This is a genomic window from Deinococcus humi (assembly GCF_014201875.1).
GTDB classification, from domain to species: Bacteria; Deinococcota; Deinococci; order Deinococcales; family Deinococcaceae; genus Deinococcus; species Deinococcus humi.
The window spans coordinates 47,406-72,539 of sequence record NZ_JACHFL010000003.1; the positions used below are offsets into that span (position 1 = coordinate 47,406).

The window sequence follows — 25,134 nt, forward strand, 5'->3', positions numbered from 1 at the left end:
CGTGCCCCGAGGACTCATGCGGGCACGGCTGGAGTTCAGCCCGGCGGGCCCGACAACTCGTCCGGCTCGTGGGGATTGAGGGCCAGCAGGACCATCTGAACCAGATAGGGCTGCGTGCCGTCGCGTGCGGAACTGACACTGCCCAGCAGATCGCGCCACTCGTCCAGCAGGCTCGACATGCGGCGGGCGGTAGTGTCGTCCAGCCACATGACGCCCACGAAATCGCGGCTCGGGAAGGCCGCCAGCGTCTCCGGCTCCGGCGCTTCTGTCTCGGAATGCACCTTGCCACTCTCGTCGCGGTAGATCAACCGGGCATGGTTGTCCAGACGCTGCAACCGGCGGCCCGAGGCCCTTGCCCGTAACCGGTCATAGGGGCCGCTGTGCCGGGCGACCTGAGCCTCCAGATCGGCGAAGGGTGTCAGGGCAAACGGCACCCGCAGTCCCCCCGGCGCGCGGTACAGCCTGACCGGTCGGCCAGCGCGTTTTTCCTGTCCCACCTCCTGCAGCAGTCCGGCCTCCAGGAACTGCCGCACGCGGTACAGCATTCGCTCCACGCTGACCCCCGCCCTCTGGGCCGCGGCCCCGGCCCCCAGCGCCCGGCCCATGAACGGCTCCAGATGACGCAGGGCCACCGGATCGCTGAGCAGCCGGGCCTGTTCCGCGGTGCTGGCGGTGAACCATTCGCCCGAATACGAACCCAAAATGGTGTGCGGCATTTTCGGTAGGATACGCCGGAAGCTGCGGCCATGACCACCACCTTTGCCCCCGCCCAGCTGTCCCGCGCCTTCTGGCTGTACTGGGCGGGCGTCGCCCTGACCGCGCTGGGCGACGCCATCGTCTATGTTGCCCTGCCGTACCTGGCCCTGGCCGTTGGCAGAGGCATGGGCGGCGCGGGGGCGGTGGGACTGGTGGTGCTGGCCGGAAGCCTGCCGCGTTTTCTGGGACCGTTGGTGGGCGGGCTGGCCGATCGCCTGGCCCCGCGCGGCCTGCTGGCCTTCAGCGCCGGGGTTAGAGGACTGGCGGTGCTGGGGGTGGGGCTGTGGGGTCAGTTCGGGACGCTGCCCCTGGCTGCCCTGCTGGCGCTGGCATTTCTCAATGGCCTGCTGTCCACGCTGGCCTACACGGCGGGCAGCGCCCTGGTGCCGCGTGTGGTTGAGCCGGACGCACTGGCCCGCGCCAACAGCCTGAGCAGCGGCGCGTTGATGGGCGCGCCGCTGCTCGGCTTCGGACTGGGTGGCGGGCTGATCCACGCCTTCGGGGCGGCGGGCGCGCTGCTGGTGGGCGTCCCGCTGGTGCTGGCACTATGTGCGGCGGCGCTAGCCCTGCCTCACCTCTCCGCCGCGCACGGGGGAGGGCGGCTTCAGCCGCTGGCCGATCTGCGCGCCGGGCTGAGAGTGATTGGCGCCTCACCGCTGCTGCTGGCCCTGATGGGCATGAGCTTTGCACTGAATCTGGCCATGAACGTGATGAACACCCGCGCCCCGTTGCAGATGGCGCTGCACGGGCGCGGGGCGGCCGATTACGCCGTCTTCGAGATGCTGATCTCGGGCGGAGTCCTGCTGGGCATTGTGCTGGTCACGCCGCTGACGGCCCGCTGGTCCCTCGACGCTCTGATCAGCGCGGGCCGCTGGGTGCTGCTGGCCGGAACGCTGGGCTTCATCCTCGTCTCCGTTCCCGCGTGGTGGGCCGGGGCCGCCGTCTTCGGTCTGGGCCTGGGGTTATTGGAGGTGGCTGTGACCACCCGTTCCCAGCAGATCATCGAGCCGGGGGTGCGGGGGCGCGTGATCGGCGCGCTGATGGGCGTCAACGCCGTGGCGCTCAGCCTGGGCGCGGGGCTGGCCGCCCTGCCGCTGCCCACCCCGGGGCTGATGCTTGGCCTCGTGGGGCTGCTGCTGGTCCTGACGCCGCTGTGGCCGGCTGCGCTGCGCCGTCAGCGTCTCAGCGCGTCCTCCAGCGCCTCGGCGAACCCCTCCTCATCGTCGAGCCAGGGGTAGTGCCCGGTGTCCAGCACGGTCACGTCCGCGTCGGCCAGATCGGCCAGGTACTGCACCTGTTCGGGGTAACTGGTGCGGTCCTGCACGCCCACGATCACGTAGACCGGGCGGCGCAGTTCGGCCAGGAAGGGCAGGTATTCGAATTCCCACATGCCCTGGTTGACCAGTGCCTCCTGCACCTCGCCGCCGCCCACGAGCTGGCTCTCCACGTCCACGAACTCCAGCCGCATGCGGCTGGGAGCGTCCACAAATTCCAGAGCATTGAGCAGGTCACGGGCGTTCAGCAGGCTGAAGGCCGCCTGCACCCGCGCGTCGCCCACCTGGGGGTGCTGCCCTTCGGGCGTGCTGGCGCGGATCGCCCCGGCAGGGTCATCCAGTTCCACACCGCGCAGGGCGCTGGCCTCAGTGAGCAGGGTTAGGGCCAGCGCCGGAAAGTGAATCCAGGGGCCGACCACCACCACACGCTCGGTCTGGGTTGGGTGGCGGCGGGCGTATTCCAGGGCGATCAACGCCCCGAAGCCGTGGCCGAGGGGGATGATCTTCTCAAGACCCAGAAAGTCGCGCACGGCCTCGAGATCGGCCACCAGCGTATCCAGATCAAGGGTTTCGTGCCCCTGCTCGGTGTCTTCCAGCGGGCCGCTCCGTCCACTGCCGCGCCCATCCAGGTAGACCGCCGGGCGTTCCAGGGACTCGCCGAACAGTTCCCGGAACGAATAACTGTTGTAGCCAGGGCCGCCATGCAGGTAGATCAGCGGCGTCTCGCCGGAGTCGAGGTTGCCCGCAACCTCGAAATAAAGGTCCGCCCCGTTCAGGCGCTCGATGTAGACCCCCTCTCCCTGCTCGCCTGCATCTAAGTCGTCCCCGAAAAAATCGTCCTGTGGTGCGTCGCCGGTCATGGGGGCAGTCTAAAGCAGGGCGCAGGGGCCGCCGCGTTACCCTGGCGGACATGACCTCTTCACCCTCATCCGGCGACGTGCAGGGCATCGCTTTCACGCTGGACGGCGTGGACGAGTTGACCTTCGCGCGCATTCTGCGGGACGTGATGCACGACGCGGCCTTCGGCAAGCCGCTGCAGATCCAGGCGCAGGAACCGCGCCCCGGTCTCAGCGCCCGGCTGACACTGGCTTTCCGGCGTCAGGACCGCACGCGGGCGGTGGCGGCCATGCAGCGCTTAAAGACGTTGCTGCTGCGCCACGGCGTGCAGGTGGATTCGGTTCATGTGCCGGAGCGGGACACACCTTTCTAAAGGTCACGCCCATTCCTGAAGAAAGCGCAACGCGCCGTTAAGAACGTGTAAACCGTTTTTGCGTGCCCAGAACCGGGTGGCCGCCTACCATGTCCGAAAGCAGAGGAGACCTCTAACCATTTCGGCGCGGAGTCTCACGGGTAGGGGTTGTATGCCCCTCTCGCTGACAGCGCTTTTTCGGGGCCTTCCAGAGGTGCCTTACAAGAGGGTGATTATGGAACAACGCATTTTACTGATCGAAGACAACCCAGATATCACCCGCGTCGTGGAGTACGAACTGGAGCAGGCGGGCTACCGGGTGCTCAGCGCCCCGGACGGCGTGAGCGGTCTGACCAGTGCCCGCGAGAGCAGTCCCGATTTGGTTATTCTAGACCTGGGCCTGCCCGATTTCGACGGCGCGGAGATCGCCCGTCGCCTGCGAAAGACCAGCAGCGTCCCCATCATCATCCTGACGGCGATGGACGCGGTAGACCGCAAGGTCAATCTGCTGGAGGCGGGCGCCGACGACTACATGACCAAGCCTTTTCACCCCGAGGAGCTGGTGGCGCGGGTCAAAGTGCAGTTGCGACACCAGCAACACGGCGAGGTTATCTCTATTGGGGCACTGGAGATCCATCCGCAAAAACGCCTGTGCCATTACAACGGCCACGAGGTTCGCCTGTCGCCCAAGGAATTCGACCTGCTGACTTTCCTGGCCCGTCAGCCGGGCCGGGTGTACTCGCGGCAGGAGATCGAACGTGAGGTCTGGAACGGCGAACTGCCCAGCAACAGCAACGTGGTGGACGTGCATATGGCCAACATGCGTGCCAAGCTGCGCGATCTCGACGGTTACGGCATTATCCGGACCGTGCGTGGTATCGGCTACGCGCTCAAGACTTCCTGAAGCGTTGTAGGGCATCCGGCGCTCGCCGCATCACCCGCCCGTCCGGGGCAGCGAAACTCTGACCCCCAGCGGGGCCTCTTTCGCTGTCCCGCCTTCGTGGTTTACGCTGTCGCCATGCACCGATGGCTCTGCCCGCTTATTCTGGTTCTGTCGGCTTCGGCAGGAGCACAGGATCTGCAGAAATGCGGTGGTGTGCCGGATGCTCCAGCCTGGGTACGCTCCGGGGTGTATTCCGGTGTCTTGGGAACGAAATCGGTCACTCTAGGGCTGGACGCCAGCGATCCTGCGGCCAACCGTTACTTCTACGCGGGGCGGAAGCGCGACCTGCGCCTGACGGCTTTCCATTCCGGCGATACGCTGATCCTGCAAGAGGAGGTTCGCAAATCTCTAGGGTCCGCTCCAGTGGTGACCGGCTGCTTCACACTGACCTCATTAGAGGGTGAATTGCGCGGAAGCTGGAAGGTGCCGGGTGCCGCCAGCACCCTTAGGGTGAGCCTGGAACCGCTGAACGTGGCGGCGCTGCCTCTCAAGTTGCTCCCCTCACCGGGCCTGATCAGGCTCCGCAAAAAAGATCCACTGGCCTTCGTCAGGCTGAACCGGGTCTGGAGCGTTGCTGCCGACGGTCAAAGCGTGCGCGAGCCGCTGTCGGGCCTGAGCTACCCGCGTCTGCCCAATGCCAGCAGCGGGCTTCAGGCGGCGATGCAGGACCGTCTGCTCTCCCACGCTGTCAACGCACTGGAGTGCGCCTCGAATCTGCCTGAAAACGGCGATGGGGAGGGTTACCACCTCAGCGCCGCCGTGACGCTGCTGACGTCCCGGCTGCTCAGCTTGCGTGAGGACATCGACTATTACTGCGGCGGCGCGCACCCCGACAGCGCCACCTCTGGTCTGATTCTAGACCGGGCCAGCGGGCGGCCAGTGCCGCTGTCGGCCCTGTGGCCCAGCCTGACCCCCACCCGCTTGAAGGCGTTGTACCTGGCCACGTCGGCGTCTGACCCGGCCTCTGAGTGCGACGACACCTTGCGCGAGATGGACAGCAGCTTTGCCGTCTCCCTGAGTGGCGGGGGGCTGACTCTGACGCCTACTGCCTTGCCCCACGTCGTATCGGCCTGCGCGGAGAGTGTGGTGGTTCCATACGGGCAGTTGCGGCGCGGCGCGAACCCCGCCTCACCATATTTTACGGACCTGTATCCCAAATAACTGGAAAGAACATGGAAGGCCAACAGAATTGCAAAACGCTGCCGCCAAGTGCATTTGGCGGCAGCGTTCTTGAAGAAGTGGGCCGGGAAGTCGACTTCCCAGGCTGCAGATGTTACTTGCGCTTGGTCTTGGAACGGGTCTGGCCCAGCGCCTGACCCTTTTCGTAGCTGGCCTGCATCTTCTTGCGGGTTTCGGCAGCCATCTTCTTGAAATCCACCAGACCGGCCTCAATGGCCTCGACTGAAGGCTTGATGGTGCCTCCTTTGCGCGCGGCAGCCAGTTCGCGGTTGACTTCGTCGAACCATTTCTCGAACTTGGGCGTCACTTCAAAGAGCATCTCCTTAGTGTCGCGCTGATAGGTGTCTTCGCTGCCGCGGCGGGTAAACTGTTTGGGCATGGTAAAGCGCTCGGGCAAGTAAGCGGCTTCGAACTTTCCGTCACGAACTGCGTCGCGGAACATCTTGACGAAAGTATCACTGCGTTGTGGGTTGTTGAGCTCGTGAACCTGCTCACTGAGTTTCTTATAAGCCATAGTACTGCCTCCAGTTCAAGAGTATGAATGACGCCGATGACTTCTGTAAAGCCCCCGACATTTCTCGATTCGACCTCCCCGTTTCATAAAACGGTTTGAGGCCCCGTGACCTTGACATTGCGTCCCCTGTTGACTATAGAGGCACTTCAATTTAAAGAAGCAGAATTTGCTTCGATGAGCTTCGCAAGAGATTAATGTACGGTGGCCTTGGGTTTAAAGCACCTGAATGCACCGTACCCCGATGCTGATTCGGGTGGAGAGCTGGACGGTTGTGGTCGTTGAAGTTGCGATCCTCACCGGCTCCCCTCATGTCAAATGCTGAGCCACCCGGCTATGCTCAGTAAAATGGACGATCCTCAGGGCTGGCTGGGGCTTTCAGGTCTCGCGGCGCGGCGTGACCTGGGCCGGACTGGCCCTGACCCTGGTCGCTAGCGTGTGTGGGTTGGTCCTGACCACCAGCGCGTTTCTGCGCGGCCATGACCTGCCTCTGGTGCTGGGCCTGATCGGTTCCCTGGGCCTGGCCACCCTGCTGGTCTTCAGCAAAAGGGAAGGCCCCTGAACCGAACCACGGACATGTTGACCCATTGCCCTGTCCGTCGCCCGACTGTCTGGTAAAACAGCAGCATGACCGGGCAAACGACTCCCATCTGGACCCCTCCCGAGCCGCCGCGCGTTTACCCGCTGCGCCTGTACGGTGATCCGATCCTGCGCCGCAAGGCCAAACCGCTGAATGTTCCCGACACGCTGAATGTTCCTGGCGTGGGGCCGCAGAGTGTCCGTCAGGTGGCCGAGACCATGCTGGAGACCATGTTCGAGGCGCGCGGCGTGGGGCTGGCCGCGCCCCAGGTAGGCCTGCCGGTGCGCCTGTTCGTGGCGGTGGAGTACGAGGACGACGAGGAGGAGAACGAGGGCCAGGAAACCGCGTTGCGTTCGCGGGTGATCCGGGATTTCGTGATGATCAATCCGGTGGTGAGTGTGCTGAACAAGAAAAAGGACAGATCGTATCAGGAAGGTTGCCTGAGCATCCCCGGCATCTACGAGGAAGGCGTGCCACGAGCCCGCGCCGTGTCGGTCCGGTACACCGATCTCGACGGCAATCAACGGGTGCTGGAGGCCGAGGATTACCTGGCGCGTGTGTTCCAGCACGAACTGGACCATCTGGACGGCGTGCTGTTCCTGGACCGCCTGCCACCCGAGGTGACCGAGGACTACCGCAAGGAATTGCTGGCTTTGCAGCAAAAATCCAAACTCTTGATCGGCGATCTGGCCCAGGCGGACCGCTTGCGCCGTGAGCGTGGCGGTGAGTGACCCTCAACTCCTAAAAACGTCTGGCCTGAGGGTGGCGTTTTTCGGCTCTCCGGCCTTTGCGTTGCCGGTGCTGGAGGCTATCCGGGAGCGGTTTGAAGTCGTGCTGGTGGTGGCCCAGCCGGACAAGCCGGTGGGCCGCGGCCTGAAGCTGACGCCACCGCCAGTGGCCGCGCGGACCGCCGAACTGGGGCTGTCACTGGCCCAACCCCTCAAGCTGCGGCGCAACGCCGAATTCGAGGCGGGCTTGCGGGACAGTGGTGCAGATGTGGCCGTCACCTGTGCCTACGGCAAGATCCTGCCCGCGCCGGTTCTTGAGATTCCCAGATTCGGTTTTCTCAACACCCACACCAGCCTGCTGCCCGCTTACCGGGGGGCCGCGCCGATCCAGTGGGCGTTGATTCGCGGCGAGCCGCTTACTGGGACCACCATCATGCAGACCGATCCCGGCATGGATACGGGCCCGATTCTGCTGCAGGAGGAGCTTCCTATTGCGCCGCAGTGGACCAGTCTAGAACTCTCGGACGCGCTGGCCGAGCAGGCGGCGCGGCTGATCGTGACGGCCCTGGAACGGCTCGCCAGGGGAGACCTAATGCCGACACCCCAGGACGACGCAGCGGCCACCCACGCGCCAATGCTGGTCAAGGAGGACGGCTTTGTGCGCTGGGCCGATCCGGCGCGGGCGGTGGTGGACCGCTACCGCGGGGTGGCGGCCTGGCCACAGACCACAGCTTTTCTGAACGGCGCACGGCTCAAGCTGGGCGGCCTGAGGGTGGATGCGGGTGAGGGTCAGCCGGGCGAGGTGCTGGGAGCGGACGAAAGCGGGCTGCTCATCGCCTGCGGGAGCGGGGCGGTGCGCGTGCAGACTGTCCAGCCCGAAACGCGCCGCGCACAGCCTGCACAATTCTGGGCGGCCTCCACCGGGGTGGAAAGGGGCACGCGTTTTGACCTGTGGAAGCCAGCCCCGACGGACTGAGCGATCGACACGTCAATCCACAGCCGATCCGCATAAAGGAAACTGTTCTTGTCCCCTGGCATCCGGCGCGGCATCATGCCGGGATGACTGCTACAGACTGGACCGTGCCACCCTTCGGACTGGGAACCTTCCGCCTGAAAGATCAGGTGGTCCGGGATTCCGTCCGTGACGCGCTGGAACTTGGGTACCGCGCCATCGACACTGCGCAGGGCTACGGCAATGAGGGCGAGATCGGCGAAACCATCGCGCAGAGCGGGGTGAAGCGCGATGATCTGTTTATCACCACCAAGATCAAACCCGACAACTACAGCGCTGACAAATTGGTCCCCAGCCTGCGCGAGAGTCTGGACAAACTGCAGATGGACGCCGTGGATCTGACCCTGATTCACTGGCCCGCCCCGCGCGGTCCGGTGAGTGCCGAGGAGTACCTTGGAGCGCTCGCCGACGCCCACTCGCAGGGCCTGACGCGAAAGATCGGCGTGTCCAATTTCACCATCGAACTCCTGAAACAGGCCCGCGAACTGCTGGGCGACGTGCCCATTGCCACCAATCAGGTGGAGATTCACCCATACCTGCAAAACCGCAAGCTGGCCGACTTCGCCCGGCAGGAAGGCATTCACCTGACCTCCTACATGACGCTGGCGGTGGGTAAGGTCATGGAAGACGAGGTGTTGAAAGACATTGCCAGGGCCCACGACGCCAACCCCGCGCAGGTGGCACTGGCCTGGGCCTTGCAACAAGGCTTCTCGGTCATTCCGTCCTCAACGAAGCGTGACCACCTCGCAAGCAACATGAAAGCCCTTGACCTCAGGCTGAGCGATGAGGACATGGGGCGTATCGTTGCGCTGGACAGCCAGGGCGAACGCCTCGCCAATCCGGCCAGCGTCGCCCCCGACTGGGACTGAGAGCCTGGGTGAACACTGCTGCTGCAGATCGATTTGAGACGCTCGTTCAGGAGTTGGAGACCGGGGCGCGGCTGCTGCACTTCTGGCCATTGGCCGGCGGCGTTTCCGCCCGTGTCTCAGCCCTGCAAGTTTGCTGGTCAGGCGGACACGTGGAACGTCTGGTGGTCCGCGAATATGGTGGGCGTGACCTGCAGGTCAACCCGGACATTGCCCGGCAGGAGTTCGAATTGTTGCGGGTGCTTGTGGCTGCAGGATTGCCGGTCCCCAGGCCGCGATACGCGCAACCGGGTCTGTTGGTCCTGGATTTCGCGGAGGGCACAACCGATTTCCACCCTGCCGACCACTCCGGATTCGTGCGGGGGTTGGCCACTTTTCTGGCTCGCCTCCATGCCTTGTCCACCGCTGAGCTTGCCTTTCTTCCGGTCCTGACTGACCTCAGTCCACGCCCCGAAATCCTCGACGACTCGCTGTCCGAGACCCGCATCCGTGATGCGCTGCAACAGTTCGGACCGCCGCCTATGGCTGCATCCGCTGTCCTTCACGGTGATTTCTGGCCTGGCAACGTCCTGTGGGCTGGGGGCCGGCTCAGCGCTGTGATCGACTGGGAAGACGCTTCGCTGGGCGATCCGCTGGCGGACGTGGCCAACGCGCGTCTGGAACTGCTGTTCTTCCTGGGGCCAGATGCCATGCACGCCTTCACCGACGACTATGGGCGCCAGACTGGTACAGGTCTGGCTCACCTTGCATACTGGGACTTGCGCGCCGCTCTGCGCCCCTGCGGAAAGATGGCCGAATGGGGTCTGGAAGTGGAGCTTGAGGGCCGGATGCGTTGGCGGCACGCGCAATTTGTCGATGCGGCCCTGGCCCGGCTTTGATTCCGGACCATAAAAAACCTCCCACCAGGGGAGGCTTTTATGGAGTCCAGAACTCAGCTGTTGCGCTTGGTATTGTTGGCCGCCTTGTTCACGTCGTCCGTGGTATTGGCGCCCTGCGTGGCGCTCCGGGCGTTGCTGCTCAAGTCGCTGCTCTGGTGGTTGGTGGCGTCCTCGGCGGCCTTGGCAGCCTGTTTCTCGGCCTCAGCGCGGGCTTCGGCGATGAAGTCGCGGGTGGCGCCCTGAGCCGGGGCTCCAGTGTGGTTGGCAGCGTTTGAGGCCTGATTTCCGCCCTGGGGTGCGGCGGCCTGAGCCTTATCTTTTGCGGCGGAAGCGGCATGCTGAGTCGTGTCCTTCGCCTGCTCAGTTTTGGCCTGTGCCTGGGCGGCCATATCCTGCGCTTTATCCCTGGCCCCATCCACCGCGTCCGTCGCTTTGGTCTTCAGCTGGTCTGTCCGGTCCTGCGCCTGCGCAGCCGCGTCCTGACCTTCCTTTTTGACTTCCTTGCCCACGTCCTGGCCGCTGGCCTGAGCCGTCTTGCCCACGTCCGCTGCAGCGTTCTTGGCCTGCCCGGCGGCCTGTCCCACCGCGTCCTTCACGTCGCCGGCGACTTCTTTCGCTTTGTCTATGACGGCTCCGGCCCCGCCACTGGTGGCAGCGTCCTTGACCTCGCCCGCCTTATCGGCGAGTACGTTCCCCGCCTGCGTGGCGGCGTCCTTGGTCTTTTCCCAGCCCTTGGTGACGCTGCTGCCCATGTCCTGGGCGGCGTCCTTCAGGCCCAGTTCGGCCAGTTTCGCGTCCAGTGCCTTACGGTTCTGCTCACGGCTGAAGTAGTACGCGCCTGCGCCGATCAGTGCCCCCAGGGCCAGCAGACGTTTGATGGGAAAATGAGGTTTGCGGTTAGACATGAGAAGCAGCTTACGCGCCCCTCATCTGTGTGGGATGAGGTACGCTTCAGAACGGGTTTACCCCTGTGCCGCTCCTTTTGTCAGACCCAGGCGGCGGGCCAGCTCCTCAGTGAACAGCCAGTCTTCCGGTTCGTCCAGATCGGTAACGCGCACCAGCACGCAGCCCCGCTCCAGGTAGAACGCGACGATCTTCGCCCAGGCCTCTTCCTCGTCCCCTGCGGTCTCGTCGATATCTTCCAGCGTGCCCCAGACGTCACCGTCGACGTCATTGCTGCGCAGGGCCTCGGCGTGGGCGCTGAGCACATAGGGGTCCACGGTCTCGTCATGGCCCATCACCGTCCCCGAGGCGCGGCGTTCCAGGCGGTCATCGCGTTCGTACAACTGGTCCTGAAACGCCTGCCACTCGTCGGGGGTCAGCGTGATGGTCTGTCGGGGTTCAGAGGTCACAGCCGAGTCTACCCGGGGCACCGCCTGTGGGTGAACACGCGGACAAGGCAACCCTGAACACGTCCGGACCGTAGACTGCGGGCATGAACGCCTCTAGAGCTTCTGTTCGACATTTCCGTCCGCGCGGCCTGCTGATCTGGCTGGCGGCCCTGATGCTGTCCCTGGGCGCACTGGGCCTGTCGGGAGGCGTCATGGCCCAGTCGGGTGGCGGCTTCGGCGGCAGCAGCTCACGCGGTGGAGGTGGGGGCGGCGGCAGCTTCGGTGGCAGTGGTGGAGGCGGCTTCTCGCGCGGCGGGGGCGGCTATTCGGGAGGCGGGTACTCAGGGCCGATCATCATCAACGGGGGTGGCGGGTACGGCTATGGCTACGGCGGCGGGGGCGGCGGGTCCGGCCTGATCGGCATCATCGTCATCGGAGTGCTGGTGTTCATGGTGGTGGGCTATATGCGCCGCAGCCTCAGCACGGGCAGCGGGAGCGGTCTGGGCGCGCTGGGCTCGCTGAGCGGCACGGCCCAGGCGGTCAGCGTGCAGTTGCTGCTGGCCGAGGGCGACGAGGTCAAGGCGGCGCTGCAACGCGTGGCGCAGAACGGTGATCCCGACACCAACGCCGGGCTGGCCCGCATGTTGCAGGAGGCCGCGCTGGTGGCCCTGCGGCACCCCGAGCGCTGGGTATACGGCAACGTGCAACGCGCGCAGGGTGCCCCCAATGCTGCCGACAGTCAGGTCGGCGCCTGGGCCACCGAGGCCCGTGCGGCCTTCACCGAGCAGACCACCAGCAACTACCAGAACAAGGATCCCAAGACCGGCTTTGACCACCGCGACGACTACCGGTACAAGGGCGACGCAGGCGATATGTATCTGGCCGTGACCATCGCTGTGGCCGCGCATGCACTGGGCAACCTGCCCCCCGCCGGAGTCACCACCGCCGCCGAGGCCCGCGCGGCCCTGAGCACCATCAGCAGCGTCAACGCCTCGGACCTGATCCGCGCTGAAGTCGTGTGGAGCCCCGACGCCCCCGGCGAATTCCTCAGCGAGGACGAGGCGATCATGAAATACCCGAACCTGACGAAGCTGTAGAGACTACAGCGCGTTGACAGTGTGCTGAAGGCCGGGGAGTCGTCTCGCCCGGCCTTCAGCACATTGTTCAGGGCCTTTCCGTCTCTGGAGCACACTCGCACCCGCTCTTTCCGCCTATGCTCCAGCTTCGATGGCCCGCCGCCTGCCTGAATCCTCCTGGCCGCCGCCCGCGCAGCCCCCGCCCACGTGCGCGCTGTGCGAGCGGGCCGCGCCGCACCTGACCGAACACCACCTGGTGCCGCGTTCGCAGGGACGCCGGCGCGGGACGAAAATTTCGGAGCTGCCCACGGTGATGCTGTGCGGGCCGTGCCACAAGTTCTTACACAAGACGTTCAGTAACGCGGAGCTGGCGCAGGAGTACAACGCTGTGGACACGCTGCTGGCGCACGAGGCCGTACGCCGTTTCGTGGCCTGGATCAAACAGCAACCCGCCAGCCGGAGCGTGCGGGTGCGGTAACGTACCTGATCTGACCTACTGCGGCGGCATGGCCTCGGCAGAGAGGCACGGGCGGGTGGTCTCGGGAAGCGAGGTGCGGGGCAGCCAGCGGCGCAGCACGGCGGGCACCACTTCGACCGCCACCACCACCAGTATGGCGTAACGCAGCGCCCGCACCAGCCCGATGTCCTTGATGGCCCCCGGCAGGGCTCCCAGCCCGAAGAACACGGCAAAGACGATGATCAGCCCCACCACGCCCACGATCAGCCGCCCGGCCAGATCACGCGGAGGCGCGAAGTTGGGGCGGGCGTACCAGAACCCGGCGAACAGGCCCAGTCCGGTCCCGAACTCGCGCGGCGTGCCGGCAGGGAGAAAGGCCGCGATCAGCAGCACGATCACCGGCACCACCCAGCGCCACGTTCCGGCATCCACAAAGCTGGCCCGGCCCGCCACCCAAGCCGCGATCCCGCCCAGCAGCAGACCCACAATCACATCGACCGGAAGATGGACGCCCAGAACCAGCCGCGAACCTGCGATCAGCGCAATCAGGAGAATGGCCACCACCCACATGGCGGGCCGTCTTACCTGAGCGGCGATGCCCCCCCACAGCGTTGCCGACATCTGCGCGTGACCGCTGGGCAGACTCGGCCCGCCTGCCGTGGCCCGCGCGGCGTCCGACACCGAACCTGGATCGTTGGCAAAGGGGCGCGGCAGGTTCAATCCGTATTTCAGGGCGCTGTTGACCAGATAGCTGCCCGCAAAGACCACTCCCAGATTGCGCCCGCCGCCGGGGTTCCACAGCCAGGTATACAGCGCCAGCACGACGATAAAGACCTCGTCACGGCCCAGATTGGTGACCGCCAGCCAGAAAGATTGCATGAATGTATTCTGAGGCAAAACAGGCCCCCGGTACAGAGTGGAACTCTGGCCCAGGCAGGCTTACCCGGAACCTCGGGCAACCGGTGCAAAAACCGTGCGGGTCGGCGGCGCCGCTCCAGGGATTGGCCCACAGCCCTGGCCCCTGCTTTACACTTGCTCCATGACGGCCATCAATCCCAATGCACCCGCTCCCGACGTGCTGAAAGAGGTTCGGCACCAGTCCGAATACGCGCTGGAACTTCGGGGCATCACCAAACGCTTTCCGCTGGTGCTGGCGAACGACGATATTTCCATGCAGGTCAAGTGGGGCAGCGTCCACGCCCTGTGCGGCGAGAACGGCGCGGGCAAGAGCACCCTGATGAAGATCGTGTACGGCATCCAGCCGCCCACCTCCGGACAGATCGTGGTGGACGGCGAGGTGGTGGACTTCAATGATCCTGCCGACGCCATCAAGCGCGGCATCGGCATGGTGTTCCAGCACTTCATGCTGGTGGAAACCCTGACCGTCACCGAGAACGTCATTCTGGGAGCGGAGCCGACAAAGGGCGGGGCCATCGATTACGCCACCTCGCGCCGCAAGGTGGCCGAGCTGATCAAGCAGTTCAACTTTGCCCTCGATCCCGACGCCATCGTGGGCGAGCTGCCGGTGGGCCTCCAGCAGAAGGTGGAGATCCTCAAAACGCTCTACCGGGGGGCGCGCATCCTGATTCTGGACGAGCCGACGGCGGTGCTGACCCCCAGCGAGACCGACGAACTGTTCGAGTTCCTGGTGGGCCAGTACGCCAAGAGCGGCAACGCGGTGGTCTTTATCTCCCACAAACTGCACGAGGTCTTGCAGATCAGTGACCGCATCAGTGTGATCCGCGACGGGCGTATGATCGGCACCATTCCTGCCGAGGGGGCCACCACCGAGACGCTGGCACAGATGATGGTGGGCCGCGAGGTCACGCTGAAAGTGGAGAAGGCCCCCGCCACCCCCGGCGAGGTCGCGCTGGACCTGCAGAACGTGGTGGTCAAGGGCGAACACCGCAATGCGGTGGACGGCGTGAGTTTTCAGGTGCGCGCCGGGGAAATCGTGGGCATCGCCGGTGTGGAGGGCAACGGCCAGAGCGAACTGGTGGAGGCCATCACCGGCCTGACGCCGTACAGCGGCACCATCACCTATCTGGGCAAGACGGCCAGAGGTGTCAAGGAAGTGGAGGCGTCGGGCCTGTCGCACGTCCCGGAAGACCGCAATGAGCGCGGGCTGGTGCTGGAGATGACCACCGCCGAGAACTACATCCTGGGCGAGCAGGATCGAGCGCCCTTTGCCGGACGCTTTGGCTTCCTGAATCTGGACGTGATTGCCCGGAATGCCCGGGAGCTGAGCGAGAAATACGATGTGCGTCCCCGCAGCGCCAGCCTGCGCGCCGGACAGTACAGCGGTGGCAACGCACAGAAGTTGATCGTGGCGCGCGAGATGCGCAAGGGCCCCAAGATCCTGGTGGCCAGCCAGCCCACGCGCGGGGTGGACATCGGGGCCATCGAGTTCATTCACGCCCGCATCGTGGAGGCCCGCGATCAGGGGCTGGCCGTACTGCTGATCAGCGCCGACCTGGGCGAGGTGATGAATCTGGCGGACCGCATTCTGGTGATGTACGAGGGCAAGGTGGTGGGCGAGGTACCTGCCTCTCAAGCCACCGAGACCGGCCTGGGCCTACTGATGACCGGTAGCTCCGAACACGGCGGCGCGTCTGGCGGACGCAGCGGCGAGATCAGCGAAACGCGGCAGGACGGCGAGCGGGGACGTACCGGGGACCGAAGGTAAGTCTTGCTGAAAGGGAAGCCAGGGCCGCTGTCTGCGCGGCCCTTTTTCGTGCCTTGACCTCTGGGCCGTCTCCCTACAGCGCCCGCCAGGCGTATCCTTTCTCCATGACCCAGACGGAGAATCGGCCCGCATACCCCACGCTCAGCCCTGCGGAACTGCGCCACCCGGATTCGCTCAAGTGGACGCTGTACGGTGATGACGTGATCCCGATGTGGATCGCTGACATGGATTTTCCGGTGGCGCCGCCGATCCTGGCCGCACTGCACGAGCGGCTGGAGCGCGGGCTGGGCTACCACCAGCTGATGGGTGACGGGGTGCTTGACAGCTTGCTGCGCGCCAAGCTGGAGACGCACGGTCTGGGGGATCTGCCCGAGGGCGGGCTCGCCCTGTTGCCGGGGGTGGTGCCGGGCATCTACTCGTCGGTGGCGGCGCTGACGCAGCCCGGCGAGAAGGTGCTGACCATGACCCCGGTCTACCACCCCTTTCACCTGAGCATCACCGGGCAGGGCCGCGAGGTCTCGGCTGTCGCGTTGCTGAACGGCCCGGACGGCTATGAGATCGACTGGGAGGGCATGGAGGCCGCCGCGCAGGACACGGGCCTGATGCTGCTGTGCCACCCGCACAACCCCACCGGACGGGTGTGGACGCACGCGGAACTGGAGAAGCTGCGCGACTTGGCGGTCCGCAACAACCTGTACGTCGTCAGCGACGAGCTGCACGCCGACCTGCGTTTCACCGACGGACCTTTCGAATCCTTTGCCGCCGACAAACGAGTGCAGGACCGCACCATCACCCTGACCGGGCCCTGCAAGGCCTTCAACACTGCGGGCCTGGGCATCGGCGTGATGATCGGCCACGACGCCGAACTCGTGAAGCGCGTGCGCGCCGCCGCCGGGGGCCTGATGGGCCACGAGGGGGCCATGAGCGTGACCATGTGGCAGGCGGCCCTGCGCGACGGCGGCCCCTGGCTGGCCGACACCGTGGCTTACCTGCGTGCCAACCGCGATTTCCTGACCGGTTACCTGCGCGAGCACCTGCCCACCGTCCGCTTCCATCCAGTGGAAAGCACCTACCTGGCGTGGCTGGATCTGCGCGATTGCCCACATGCCGCAGACATTCAGAAATTCCTGCTGGAGGAGGCGAGAGTGGCCGTGCATGACGGTCCCACCTTCGCTCCCGAGGCCTTCAAGCCCGAATCGCAGGGCTTCATTCGCCTCAACTTCGCCACCAGCCGTGAAATCCTGACCGAGGCCCTGGAACGGCTGCGGCGGGCGCTGGGCGAGTCACAGTAAAGAGCACGGAAGACGTTGAGATTTCTGAGCGACAACCCTGTCGGCCCTGATAAACACCGAGCCAGTCAAAAGACGTCACGCTGACAGGAATGGACCTTCCGGGTCCGGTCGCCACGCGACTGTCTGAACTTCCGGTGAAGAATGTCTGACATTCTCGTCTACAACCGCTGCGGCCCATTTGCGGTGCAGGCGCGTACAGTGAGGCCCATGCGTGTTGTTCATGTGGCGTCGGAAGTCTTTCCATTCTCGCGTTCGGGCGGGCTGGGGGACGTACTGGGCATTTTGCCGGAAGTGCTGGCGGGCCAGGGAGCGCAGACCACTGTGGTCTCGCCGTGGTACGGCTCACTGGCCGGGCAGCCCACTGAAATCTGGCGTGGCACCTCGCCGGAACTGACCGTCGGTTCCTCACCGATCCATGAGCTGCGTGTGGGTGAGATCGTTCAGAATGGCGTCCAGTACCTGTTTATCGGGCTGCCGGAATTTGACCGTCCAGGGCTGTATTTCGACGACGATGTGTATCGCTTTTGCCTCTTCGGGCGGGCCGTGCTGACCGCCCTGCAGCACGTGGGGGTCACGCCGGACGTCGTGCACGGTCATGACTGGCAATCGGGGCTGGTACTGGCCTACGCGCATCTGGCCGGACTGCGTACCGTGTTCACGATCCACAACCTGCAGTACCAGGGCCGCTGGAACATTGAGGAGGCCGCGCGCTGGACCGCCCTGCCCGAGTGGACCCTGGGACCGGACGCGCTGGAATATCACGGCGACCTGAATCTGATGAAAGCGGGTCTGGTGTTCGCGGACGCCGTGACCACGGTCAGCCCCAATTACGCCCAGGAAATCACCACCCCCGAGTACGGCGAGGGCTTGCAGGGCCTGCTGATCCGCCTGACCATTGAGGGCCGCCTGACCGGCATCATCAACGGGCTGGACCAGGAGCGCTGGGATCCGCGCACGGACCCGGACGCGCCGCAATTTGCCGATCCGGCGGGCAAGGCGGCGGCCACTGCAGTGCTGCGAGAGGAATTTGCCATGGACGACGCGCCGATTCTAGGCGTGGTCAGCCGTCTGGCCGATCAGAAGGGCATCGATCTGCTGATCGAGGCGCTGCCCGAGGTGACGCCCCACTGGAACGTGGTGGTGCTGGGCGGCGGCGATCCGCTGCTGACTGCCGCGCTATCCGGCTGGGCACAGCACCCGCGCGTGGCCTTCGTCGGTGGGCTCAACGAGCCGCTGGCCCACCGCATCTATGCCGGGGCGGATGCATTTGCGATGCCCAGCCGTTTCGAGCCGTGCGGGCTGTCGCAGATGATCTCCATGCGCTACGGCACCCTGCCGGTGGTGCGCCTGACCGGCGGGCTGGTGGACACGGTGCCCGCCGACATCGGCTTCCGCTTCGCCGAAGCCAGCCCGGCAGCCCTGAGCGCCGCTTGCGCTGAGGCACGGGCCGAGTATGACCGCCCGGAGGCGTGGCAGGCCAGGATGGAACGCGCCATGGCGCTGGATTTCAGCTGGCAGGGTCCGGCAGCGCAGTATCTGGCGTTGTACGGGCGGCTGGGGCGCTGAGCCTGTGCCGCCGAGCGTGGAGGTTCAGGTCGTTTCCCCCGCCGGACTGCGAGCCGCATTCGCTGCCCTGTACGGTGCGGACCCGGATGATATCGCCTGGATGACCGAGGCGTGCACGGCGGGATTCGTCGCCCTGGATCCTGCAGGAGACATGCTGGGGGCCGTTGGCACCCGCCCCAGCCCGCGGCACGGCGCGGAGCTGGTGGGCGGCGTGTTTCCCGGCCCTGCTCGGGACGAGGTGGCGCTCCTCCTGGTGCGTGCGGCGCAGGCGGAGGTAGGCCGCGTCTACCTGTTTGCGGAAGGCTACCTGTTCCCCCCGGAAGGTCTGCTGGAGGCCGGGTTGCGGGAGGTGGGAGCGTACCGCCGCCTGAGCGGGCGCGTGCCGTACCGCCATGTGGACCCGCCTGCTGGCGTTCGGTTGTTGCCGTTAGCCGATGTGCCTGATGCCGAGACCCGGCTGCAGGCCCTGCGGACCTACGAGGACCGTGTCGGCCACCACGCGGTCACGCCCGAGGCGGCGGCAGATGGCGCTGGTGGCTTCGACGCGCACCTGAGCGTGATCGCGCTGGACGATTCGGGCCGCGCGGTGGGCGTCTGCCGGGCGGGCATTGAGGACGGTGAGGGCCGACTCGACGCCCCCGGCGTCGCCCCCGACTGGCGGCACACCAACCTCCGCGCCGCCCTGCTGAACGAGGTCAACACCCGCCTGCGAGCAGCGGGCATCACGCGGGTGAGCGTGGATTCCTGGGGCGATACCCTCGAAGAACTGGCTCACGACCTGAAACTGGGGCTGGGCGTGACTGAGGAAACGCCGATCCTGGCCGCAGGCTGAGGGCGGCGAGTCACAACCGATTCACATCTGATCCCCCCGCCCTGCTAGCATTCCGCCCGTGACTCTGGCTGTCGTGCTCGTTTCCCCCAAGACCCCCGGCAATATCGGCTCGGCGGCCCGCGCCATGCTGAACATGGGCGCCAAAGACCTACGGCTGGTGGCTCCGCGCTGTGATCACCTGGATTCGGGAGCGGTGGCGATGGCGGTCCACGCGGCAGACCTGCTGCGCGGCGCGACCATCTATCCCACGTTGCGTGAAGCTCTGGCGGACCGCGACCTGAGCGTGGGCACCAGCGCCCGGATCCGCTCCGATCTGCCGATGCCGCAGCACCCGGCGCAGATCCGGCCCTTCGTGCGCGCAGCCACGGCTCCGGCCCTGGTCTTCGGCCCGGAGGAATCGGGCCTGAACAATGCGGACCTGGAGCAGTGTCAGATGACCGTCCGCATTCCCACTGGCGATTACGCCAGCCTGAACCTGGCCCAGGCCGTGCTGCTGGTCTGTTACGAGTTCCTGCAGGGCCAGGACGAACCCCTGGACCGCGTCCGCAAGACTGCCACCCGCGAGGAGATGGAGGCCATGTACGGCCACCTGCATGAGACTATGCGGTTGATCGGCTACACCGACGCCGTGCGCGCCCGTCACACCCTGCGCCTGTGGCGTGCCCTGCTGGACCGCGCCCTGATGAGCAGCGCCGAGAGCCGCCTGTTCCGGGGTCTGTTGCGTCAGGTGCAGTGGAAGGTCGACGACGCCGCGAAACGGGGCACGACCGCACCCAGGCCAGCAGAGGAGACGGTGACACCGGAATAGGCGGTTTTCTCAATCGTCTCAGGACTGTGTCGCTTGCACCCGCTTCACGCTCCAGTGTTCTGTCGGTCATCTACCCTCCCGGCACTGAGCGACTCCAGCCACGCCATCGCTTGGGCAGCCACCAACAGCCGTGCGCCGCGCTCCGGGGGAAACCAGGCCAGCAACCTCGCCCGCAGTTCGGGCTCAGCCTGCCCCCGTGAATCTGCCGCGAAGATGACCTTGTGATCGCCGTCCAGCAGCCAGAGCAGACCCAGCGGGGCGGCCTCCAGCACGGTACCGACGTTTAGGGCTGGCCCCAGCCACACGGCGTCGATCTCTGCGTTGTCGGCGGGATTATGGGTGCCCGGCAGGCAGCCATAGTTGACCGGGGCAGCGTGAGGCTCGGTTCTTAGCGGCACCACCCTACCCTCCTGCCACACAAAGCGCTCGCAGGTGCCTGCGGTCCATTCGACGACTCCCTCGTACAGCCGGGCGTTCAGGGCTGTACCTCGTACAGTTCCACCTGACGCAGCACCGCCCCGCCGAAGGACAGCACCGCCCGGTAGGCGCCCTCATCCGGGACGGTCAGCCGGAACGATGCCGTGCGCTGGGCGGTGTCCAGGTACACGCTGTCGGTGGCCAGCGCACGGCCACTGTCGAACCAGTTCACGCTCAGGAACCCCGGCTCGAACCGGCCTTCTACTCTGGCCGTAACGATCAGATCGTCGCCGTCACGTTTCAAGGTGGCATCCGCGACGCGTACCGGCAGATCGGGAGTCACCACCTGCGGCAGCAGCGGCACGAAATTGTAGCGGCACCCGCCCAGGCCCAGGCTCAGCGGCAGGGCCAGCGCGCACAGCAGGGTGGGTCGGAGGAGGGGGCGGTAGCGAAACATGGCCGCATGGTACGGCGCAGAGGTGTGAGTCACCGGCGACAACTGAGTGGCCCTGTTGCTCCTACTTCAACCTGTGCGCCTCGATAAAGTCGATCACCTGCTGCCGCGTGTCCCCCAGAAAGGTCAGGGGCTGCGCCATCGCCGCAATGACGGTGATGTGGTTCAGGCCCGGCAGCACCGTCCTCCGGACGGGAACTCCGGCTTCCTTGAGGGCCGCCTCCATATTGACGGCGTTGTAGGGGTCCACGGTCTGATCGTTGGCGGCCACCAGCAACAGGTTGGGCGGTGCGTCGGGGCGCACGTGGCGGTCCGGCATGATGTTGTCGGGATTGCCATCCGGCGGGAAGGCCACTTTGCTGGGAAACTGCCGGAAGTCGTAGCTGTAGGGGCCTGCCACACCGATCATGCCGCGCACCGCGCCGATGGGAACACCCGCCTCCCCCAGCCAGCGGGCGTTGTCCACCACTTCCACAGCATTGAAGCCGCCCGCCGAGTGACCCATCACGAACAGGTTGTCGGGGCTGCCGCCGTAACTGCGGGCCTGGTCCCGCAGCGCTTTCAGCGCGGCAGCGGCGTCCTGCACGTAGTCAGGGTAGCGGTGTTCGGGGGCCAGGCGGTAGTTCATCACGCCGGTCACGTAGCCGGCGCGGGCCAGCGAGACGCCCACGAACTTGTGGCCCTCCTTGTCGCCGCCCTGCCAGGAGCCGCCGTGGATGAACAGCACCACCGGCGCGTTCTGCACGTTCTGGGGGGCGTACACATCCATCACGTTGCGCGGCGCGGGGCCGTAGCGCACGTTCTGGGTCACGTTCAGGCCCCGCGTGGAGGTCACGGCGTTCAGGGTGTTCTGCGGCGAGCAGGCGGCCAGGGTCAGCCCCAGCAGGGCGGCGGCCACGCCCAGGCCGGCAGCGCGGGTAAAGGAGCGTGAAGGGTTGACTTTCATGGACATGAGCAAGAGGCTAGTCCCGCTCCCCCAGCCTCGCCGCCCCGAAAGGCACAGTTGCCCTCCACCCCCGCTTTAAGTTGCATTGGGATTTTGACAATGGTGTGGGGTTGCAGCAGCCGTCCGAACCCCCACAGACCCCCCAGCCCTCACGCGCTAGCCTGCCGCGAATGCCTGCTGCCCCAACAACGACAACTGATGTGCTGGTGGTGGGTGGAGGCCCATCCGGTCTGGCGCTGGCCGCCGAACTCGCCCGGCGTGACCTGAGCGTGCGCGTGGTGGCCCCGCATCCGCCTCAGCCTTTCGCCCCCACCTACGGCGCGTGGTTTGACGAGCTGCCCGCCTGGGCGCAGGTCTGCGCCGCACAGGTCTGGACCGATGTCCGGGTGTACACCGGTTCCCGTCCCACGCCGCTGATGCGCCCCTACGCGCTGCTGGACAATGCCCGGTTGCTAGCTGCCCTGCTGGAACGGGGAGGGGAGGGGCTGTGCTGGACCCAGGGCCGGGTGACGGGCGCGCATCAGCGCGGCGCACTCTGGCACGTCCAGGGGAATGTGGGCGAGGAATGGACGGCGCGGCTGGTGGTGGACGCCTCCGGACACGGCGGCCTGCTGCTGCCGACGCCGTTTGCAGGGGGCGCTGCGTTGCAAACGGCCTACGGTATCGTGGCCCGCTTCAAACAGGCTCCCAGTCCCCCCGGCGCCATGGTCTGGATGGACTACCGCGCCCCTCACCTGAACACCGCAGAGGTCCGCGCCGAGCCGACGTTCCTGTATGCCATGCACCTGGGGGCAGACCGCTACTTTGTGCAGGAGACCAGTCTGATCGCCCGCCCCGCCCCCAGCCGTGACGTCATGGCGGCGCGGCTTCATGCCCGGCTGGAGGCACTCGGTACGCCCCCACACGACGCCGAATCCGACGAATGGGTGGCCTTTCCCATGAACGCGCCCGCGCCCGTACCCGGACCGGTCCTGGCGTTCGGGGCGGCAGCAGGCCTGGTTCACCCGATCAGCGGCTTTCAGGTGGCGGGCGCGCTGAACGATGCGCCACGGGTGGCGGCAGCGGTGTCGGTGGCGCTCCTGACCGGCCAGGACGCTGCCGCCGCAGGCTGGGACGCGCTGTGGCCCCCCGAGCGACGCGCCGCCCGCGAGGTGCATCTGCTGGATCTGGGTGCCCTGCTGGAACTGCCGGGTGACCGTCTGGGCGACTTTTTCGCCGCCTTTTTCCGGCTACCTGCTGCCGAGTGGCACGCTTTTCTCGCACCGCATACTGGCGTGCGGAGGCTGGCCCGCAACATGCTCCGGGTGTTCGTTCATGCGCCGGGCGCTGTGAGGTTGCCGCTGGCCCGCGCCGCACTGAAACATTCTGGCGTCAGCCTGCGCGCTCTGCGCGAGGCCGCCCGCATGAAGGAATCTGCCCGTATTTCCCATCCTTCTGCCGCACCGGCACGCCACCCTGAGGCCATGACCCAATCTGACGACACCAGACGCGAGGCCAATAGCGGTGACATTGATCAGCAGGAAGTAATTGAGGAGGGAATGCAGGGCGCCACCGGCAACGTGGACGCTGACGGCCTTGACCCCGATGTGAACCGCCAGAAGAAGCTGGAAGAACTGCGAGAGAATATCGCTGAAATCAGTGGCGAGGGAAGGTAATTCTTTTCTCCTCCAGCTCTGTTGCGGTGGACGGAACGCCTGAGCCGAGCTGGAAACCTTTTTGTCCTTGGCCCCTAGCGCCAGCGAGGGGGCCTTCTCGAGTCGGCTGCCCCATGACTCGTACCCTTCACCGTGCACATTGCAGAGTCATGCACTTCAGGGCAGAACTCGTCTGCTGACCGGCGCTTGGGCTTGCCCATGACCGGACGCTTATACTCGCCCCATGTCCCTTCTTGACATGATCGGTCCAGTCATGATTGGCCCCAGCAGCAGCCACACGGCGGGGGCCTGTCGGCTGGGTCTGGTCGCCCACCACTTGCTGGGCGAGTCGCCCCGGCGGGCGAAGATCGGCCTGCATGCCTCGTTCGCCAAGACCGGACGCGGGCACGGCACCCATCTGGCACTGATCGCGGGACTGCTTGGCTTCGCGCCGGACGACGCCCGACTGCCCCAGGCATTCGAGGAAGCCAAAGCAGCGGGACTGGAATTTGAATTCAGGGATGTCGATCTGGGCGACGTCCATCCCAACACCGCGCACATTGAACTGTATGGCGACGAGGAGAAGGTCACCGTACAGGGCAGCAGTACTGGGGGCGGAGTGATTCTGGTGACGCAGGTGCAGGGATTGGGCGTCAACTTCGCCGCGTCCAGCCCCACCGTCCTGCTACGTTACACCGACGCCGTGGGCATGATCGCCCGGATTGCCAGCACCATCGCAGCCGACGGAGTGAACATCGCCACGCTGACCTGCACCCGACAGACGCGTGGCGGGCAGGCGCTGCTGGCCGTTGAACTGGACGCGCCCCTGAGTGCCCAGGCCCTGGCCTTTCTGGACTACTGGCCGGACACCAACTGGGTGCGCCTCCTGCCAAAGTTGATGGACGGCTAGACTAGCCCCGGTTGCCCAGGGTCCAGCCCACCTCTGCCGCCGCTGTGTGAAGGGCGCGCAGCAGGCTCTCGTGAGCATGCATGCGCGCTGTGGGCAGGCTCAGGCCAAGTGCGGCCAGCACCACGCCGCTCTCGCCACGCACCGGCACGGCCAGTCCACTGGTGCCCACTGCCCATTCGTCCTGACTGAGCGCGTGGCCTCGCGTGCGGATGGTCCGAGTCTCGGTGTCCCAGTCGAGGGGATGGATCAGGGTCTGTCCCGTGAAGGGCGTCGCGGCGGCAGGCAGGGGCCGTCTGGCCAGCGCCAGCAACAGCTTTCCGCTGGCGGTGGCGTGGGCGGGCAACTCGAAATCCAGTTCTCCAGCAACGGGTGGACCGTCGCGGCCCTGTACGCTGCGGGCCACGCACAGCACCTGATCACCATGCAGGATACACAGGAACGACAGGAGGTGCGTACCGCGGGCCAGTCGTTCCATCGCGTCGTGGGCTGGGGCGTACCACGGCAGGGAGCCGTACAGCGCGCTGCTCAGCTTCAGCAGCCGCCAGCCCAACCGGTAGCGTCCCCGGCCCACCCGCACCAGCAGCCCCGACGCCGAGAGCGTTTGCAACTGCTCATGCACTGTGGAGGTGGGCTGGCCCAGATGCCGCGCCAGTCCGGAGAGGGTCCATTCGGTACGGTCCGCATCGAACAGTTCCAGCACCCGGACGGCAGCTTCGACGGTGGCGTGGGTGCGCGTCATCGGGCGGCCACCGGGACCAGATTCAAACCCAAGCTTTTACAGAAAAGCCAGAGAACTGCGGCGCACTGCG

At 66.0% G+C, this 25,134-nt stretch carries 28 protein-coding genes; 18 read left to right on the forward strand and 10 right to left on the reverse strand.

Features of this window, described 5'->3' with window-relative positions; genetic code table 11:
- Positions 1–35: 35 nt before the first annotated feature.
- Positions 36–716, reverse strand: coding sequence for a hypothetical protein (locus HNQ08_RS07010; RefSeq protein WP_184129093.1), 681 nt, complete (start codon positions 714–716; stop codon positions 36–38).
- Between the two features lie 30 nt (positions 717–746).
- Between HNQ08_RS07010 and HNQ08_RS07015 the strand changes: the two genes are divergently transcribed.
- On the forward strand, positions 747–1,994 hold the full coding sequence (locus HNQ08_RS07015; protein WP_184129096.1) for an MFS transporter: 1,248 nt from the start codon (positions 747–749) through the stop codon (positions 1,992–1,994).
- Here the strand turns inward: HNQ08_RS07015 and HNQ08_RS07020 are convergent.
- A complete protein-coding gene (locus HNQ08_RS07020) occupies positions 1,931–2,890 on the reverse strand; it encodes an alpha/beta fold hydrolase (protein WP_184129099.1) in 960 nt (319 codons plus the stop codon). The two genes, HNQ08_RS07015 and HNQ08_RS07020, sit on opposite strands and share 64 nt — an antisense overlap.
- A 50-nt stretch (positions 2,891–2,940) precedes the next feature.
- On the opposite strand from HNQ08_RS07020, the gene HNQ08_RS07025 reads away from it, so the two are divergent.
- The 3 genes from HNQ08_RS07025 to HNQ08_RS07035 all read left to right on the forward strand — a co-directional run bounded on the left by HNQ08_RS07025 (position 2,941) and on the right by HNQ08_RS07035 (position 5,323).
- The gene (locus HNQ08_RS07025) at positions 2,941–3,240 is read left to right on the forward strand and encodes a hypothetical protein (protein ID WP_184129102.1); all 300 of its coding nucleotides are present in this window, start codon (positions 2,941–2,943) and stop codon (positions 3,238–3,240) included.
- A 214-nt stretch (positions 3,241–3,454) separates the two neighbouring features.
- Positions 3,455–4,123, forward strand: coding sequence for a response regulator transcription factor (locus HNQ08_RS07030; protein WP_039684114.1), 669 nt, complete (start codon positions 3,455–3,457; stop codon positions 4,121–4,123).
- A 114-nt stretch (positions 4,124–4,237) separates the two neighbouring features.
- A complete protein-coding gene (locus tag HNQ08_RS07035; RefSeq protein WP_229790004.1) occupies positions 4,238–5,323 on the forward strand; it encodes a hypothetical protein in 1,086 nt (361 codons plus the stop codon).
- Between the two features lie 112 nt (positions 5,324–5,435).
- Here HNQ08_RS07035 and HNQ08_RS07040 read toward each other — a convergent pair whose 3' ends face one another.
- Complete coding sequence (locus tag HNQ08_RS07040) at positions 5,436–5,855, reverse strand: hypothetical protein (RefSeq protein ID WP_184129105.1); 420 nt, start codon at positions 5,853–5,855, stop codon at positions 5,436–5,438.
- A gap of 394 nt (positions 5,856–6,249) precedes the next feature.
- Here HNQ08_RS07040 and HNQ08_RS07045 point away from each other — a divergent pair, with 394 nt between their 5' ends.
- From HNQ08_RS07045 to HNQ08_RS07065, 5 genes are all read left to right on the forward strand, one after another.
- Positions 6,250–6,414 (forward strand): hypothetical protein, encoded by a 165-nt coding sequence (locus HNQ08_RS07045; protein WP_184129108.1) that lies wholly within the window; start codon positions 6,250–6,252, stop codon positions 6,412–6,414.
- A gap of 65 nt (positions 6,415–6,479) precedes the next feature.
- The gene (gene def, locus HNQ08_RS07050; RefSeq protein ID WP_184129111.1) at positions 6,480–7,163 is read left to right on the forward strand and encodes a peptide deformylase; all 684 of its coding nucleotides are present in this window, start codon (positions 6,480–6,482) and stop codon (positions 7,161–7,163) included.
- Positions 7,156–8,136, forward strand: coding sequence for a methionyl-tRNA formyltransferase (fmt, locus tag HNQ08_RS07055; RefSeq protein WP_229790003.1), 981 nt, complete (start codon positions 7,156–7,158; stop codon positions 8,134–8,136). Before def ends, fmt begins: the two co-directional genes overlap by 8 nt.
- A gap of 83 nt (positions 8,137–8,219) precedes the next feature.
- Entirely contained in the window at positions 8,220–9,041 is an 822-nt protein-coding gene (gene dkgB / locus HNQ08_RS07060) for a 2,5-didehydrogluconate reductase DkgB (RefSeq protein ID WP_184129114.1), read from the forward strand.
- A gap of 8 nt (positions 9,042–9,049) precedes the next feature.
- Entirely contained in the window at positions 9,050–9,916 is an 867-nt protein-coding gene (locus HNQ08_RS07065) for a phosphotransferase (protein ID WP_229790002.1), read from the forward strand.
- A 53-nt stretch (positions 9,917–9,969) separates the two neighbouring features.
- Here HNQ08_RS07065 and HNQ08_RS07070 read toward each other — a convergent pair whose 3' ends face one another.
- Positions 9,970–10,821 carry a YtxH domain-containing protein gene (locus tag HNQ08_RS07070; RefSeq protein WP_184129116.1) on the reverse strand — a complete coding sequence of 284 codons (852 nt, stop codon included), beginning with the start codon at positions 10,819–10,821 and terminating at the stop codon, positions 9,970–9,972.
- A 57-nt stretch (positions 10,822–10,878) separates the two neighbouring features.
- The gene (locus HNQ08_RS07075; RefSeq protein WP_184129119.1) at positions 10,879–11,268 is read right to left on the reverse strand and encodes a hypothetical protein; all 390 of its coding nucleotides are present in this window, start codon (positions 11,266–11,268) and stop codon (positions 10,879–10,881) included.
- A gap of 83 nt (positions 11,269–11,351) precedes the next feature.
- Here HNQ08_RS07075 and HNQ08_RS07080 point away from each other — a divergent pair, with 83 nt between their 5' ends.
- Complete coding sequence (locus HNQ08_RS07080) at positions 11,352–12,344, forward strand: DUF1517 domain-containing protein (RefSeq protein WP_184129122.1); 993 nt, start codon at positions 11,352–11,354, stop codon at positions 12,342–12,344.
- A 130-nt stretch (positions 12,345–12,474) separates the two neighbouring features.
- Positions 12,475–12,801, forward strand: coding sequence for an HNH endonuclease (locus tag HNQ08_RS07085; RefSeq protein WP_184129126.1), 327 nt, complete (start codon positions 12,475–12,477; stop codon positions 12,799–12,801).
- 15 nt (positions 12,802–12,816) lie between these two features.
- Here the strand turns inward: HNQ08_RS07085 and HNQ08_RS07090 are convergent, their stop codons facing one another.
- Entirely contained in the window at positions 12,817–13,659 is an 843-nt protein-coding gene (locus HNQ08_RS07090) for a phosphatase PAP2 family protein (RefSeq protein WP_184129129.1), read from the reverse strand.
- 160 nt (positions 13,660–13,819) lie between these two features.
- Between HNQ08_RS07090 and HNQ08_RS07095 the strand changes: the two genes are divergently transcribed.
- From HNQ08_RS07095 to HNQ08_RS07115, 5 genes are all read left to right on the forward strand, one after another.
- On the forward strand, positions 13,820–15,466 hold the full coding sequence (locus tag HNQ08_RS07095) for an ABC transporter ATP-binding protein (RefSeq protein ID WP_184129132.1): 1,647 nt from the start codon (positions 13,820–13,822) through the stop codon (positions 15,464–15,466).
- Positions 15,467–15,570: 104 nt separating this feature from the next.
- Positions 15,571–16,758 carry a MalY/PatB family protein gene (locus HNQ08_RS07100; RefSeq protein WP_184129135.1) on the forward strand — a complete coding sequence of 396 codons (1,188 nt, stop codon included), beginning with the start codon at positions 15,571–15,573 and terminating at the stop codon, positions 16,756–16,758.
- A gap of 207 nt (positions 16,759–16,965) precedes the next feature.
- Complete coding sequence (locus tag HNQ08_RS07105; RefSeq protein ID WP_184129138.1) at positions 16,966–18,324, forward strand: glycogen synthase; 1,359 nt, start codon at positions 16,966–16,968, stop codon at positions 18,322–18,324.
- Between the two features lie 4 nt (positions 18,325–18,328).
- The gene (locus tag HNQ08_RS07110; protein ID WP_229790001.1) at positions 18,329–19,156 is read left to right on the forward strand and encodes a hypothetical protein; all 828 of its coding nucleotides are present in this window, start codon (positions 18,329–18,331) and stop codon (positions 19,154–19,156) included.
- 58 nt (positions 19,157–19,214) lie between these two features.
- The gene (locus HNQ08_RS07115) at positions 19,215–19,964 is read left to right on the forward strand and encodes an RNA methyltransferase (protein ID WP_184129141.1); all 750 of its coding nucleotides are present in this window, start codon (positions 19,215–19,217) and stop codon (positions 19,962–19,964) included.
- Positions 19,965–20,008: 44 nt separating this feature from the next.
- On the opposite strand, the gene HNQ08_RS07120 is transcribed toward HNQ08_RS07115, so the two are convergent.
- The 3 genes from HNQ08_RS07120 to HNQ08_RS07130 all read right to left on the reverse strand — a co-directional run bounded on the left by HNQ08_RS07120 (position 20,009) and on the right by HNQ08_RS07130 (position 21,781).
- Positions 20,009–20,362: an inorganic diphosphatase gene (locus tag HNQ08_RS07120; protein WP_342355681.1), complete on the reverse strand. Its 354-nt coding sequence runs from the start codon at positions 20,360–20,362 to the stop codon at positions 20,009–20,011.
- 77 nt (positions 20,363–20,439) lie between these two features.
- Complete coding sequence (locus HNQ08_RS07125) at positions 20,440–20,838, reverse strand: hypothetical protein (RefSeq protein WP_184129143.1); 399 nt, start codon at positions 20,836–20,838, stop codon at positions 20,440–20,442.
- A gap of 61 nt (positions 20,839–20,899) precedes the next feature.
- Positions 20,900–21,781, reverse strand: coding sequence for an alpha/beta hydrolase (locus tag HNQ08_RS07130; protein ID WP_184130268.1), 882 nt, complete (start codon positions 21,779–21,781; stop codon positions 20,900–20,902).
- Between the two features lie 170 nt (positions 21,782–21,951).
- Here HNQ08_RS07130 and HNQ08_RS07135 point away from each other — a divergent pair, with 170 nt between their 5' ends.
- Both HNQ08_RS07135 and sdaAB read left to right on the forward strand, forming a co-directional pair.
- Positions 21,952–23,436, forward strand: a complete 1,485-nt coding sequence (locus HNQ08_RS07135; RefSeq protein WP_184129146.1) for a lycopene cyclase family protein — start codon at positions 21,952–21,954, stop codon at positions 23,434–23,436.
- Positions 23,437–23,659: 223 nt separating this feature from the next.
- Positions 23,660–24,325 (forward strand): L-serine ammonia-lyase, iron-sulfur-dependent subunit beta, encoded by a 666-nt coding sequence (gene sdaAB, locus HNQ08_RS07140; protein WP_184129149.1) that lies wholly within the window; start codon positions 23,660–23,662, stop codon positions 24,323–24,325.
- Between the two features lies 1 nt (position 24,326).
- Here the strand turns inward: sdaAB and HNQ08_RS07145 are convergent, their stop codons facing one another.
- Positions 24,327–25,064 carry an IclR family transcriptional regulator gene (locus HNQ08_RS07145; protein WP_184129152.1) on the reverse strand — a complete coding sequence of 246 codons (738 nt, stop codon included), beginning with the start codon at positions 25,062–25,064 and terminating at the stop codon, positions 24,327–24,329.
- Between the last annotated feature and the right edge of the window lie 70 nt (positions 25,065–25,134).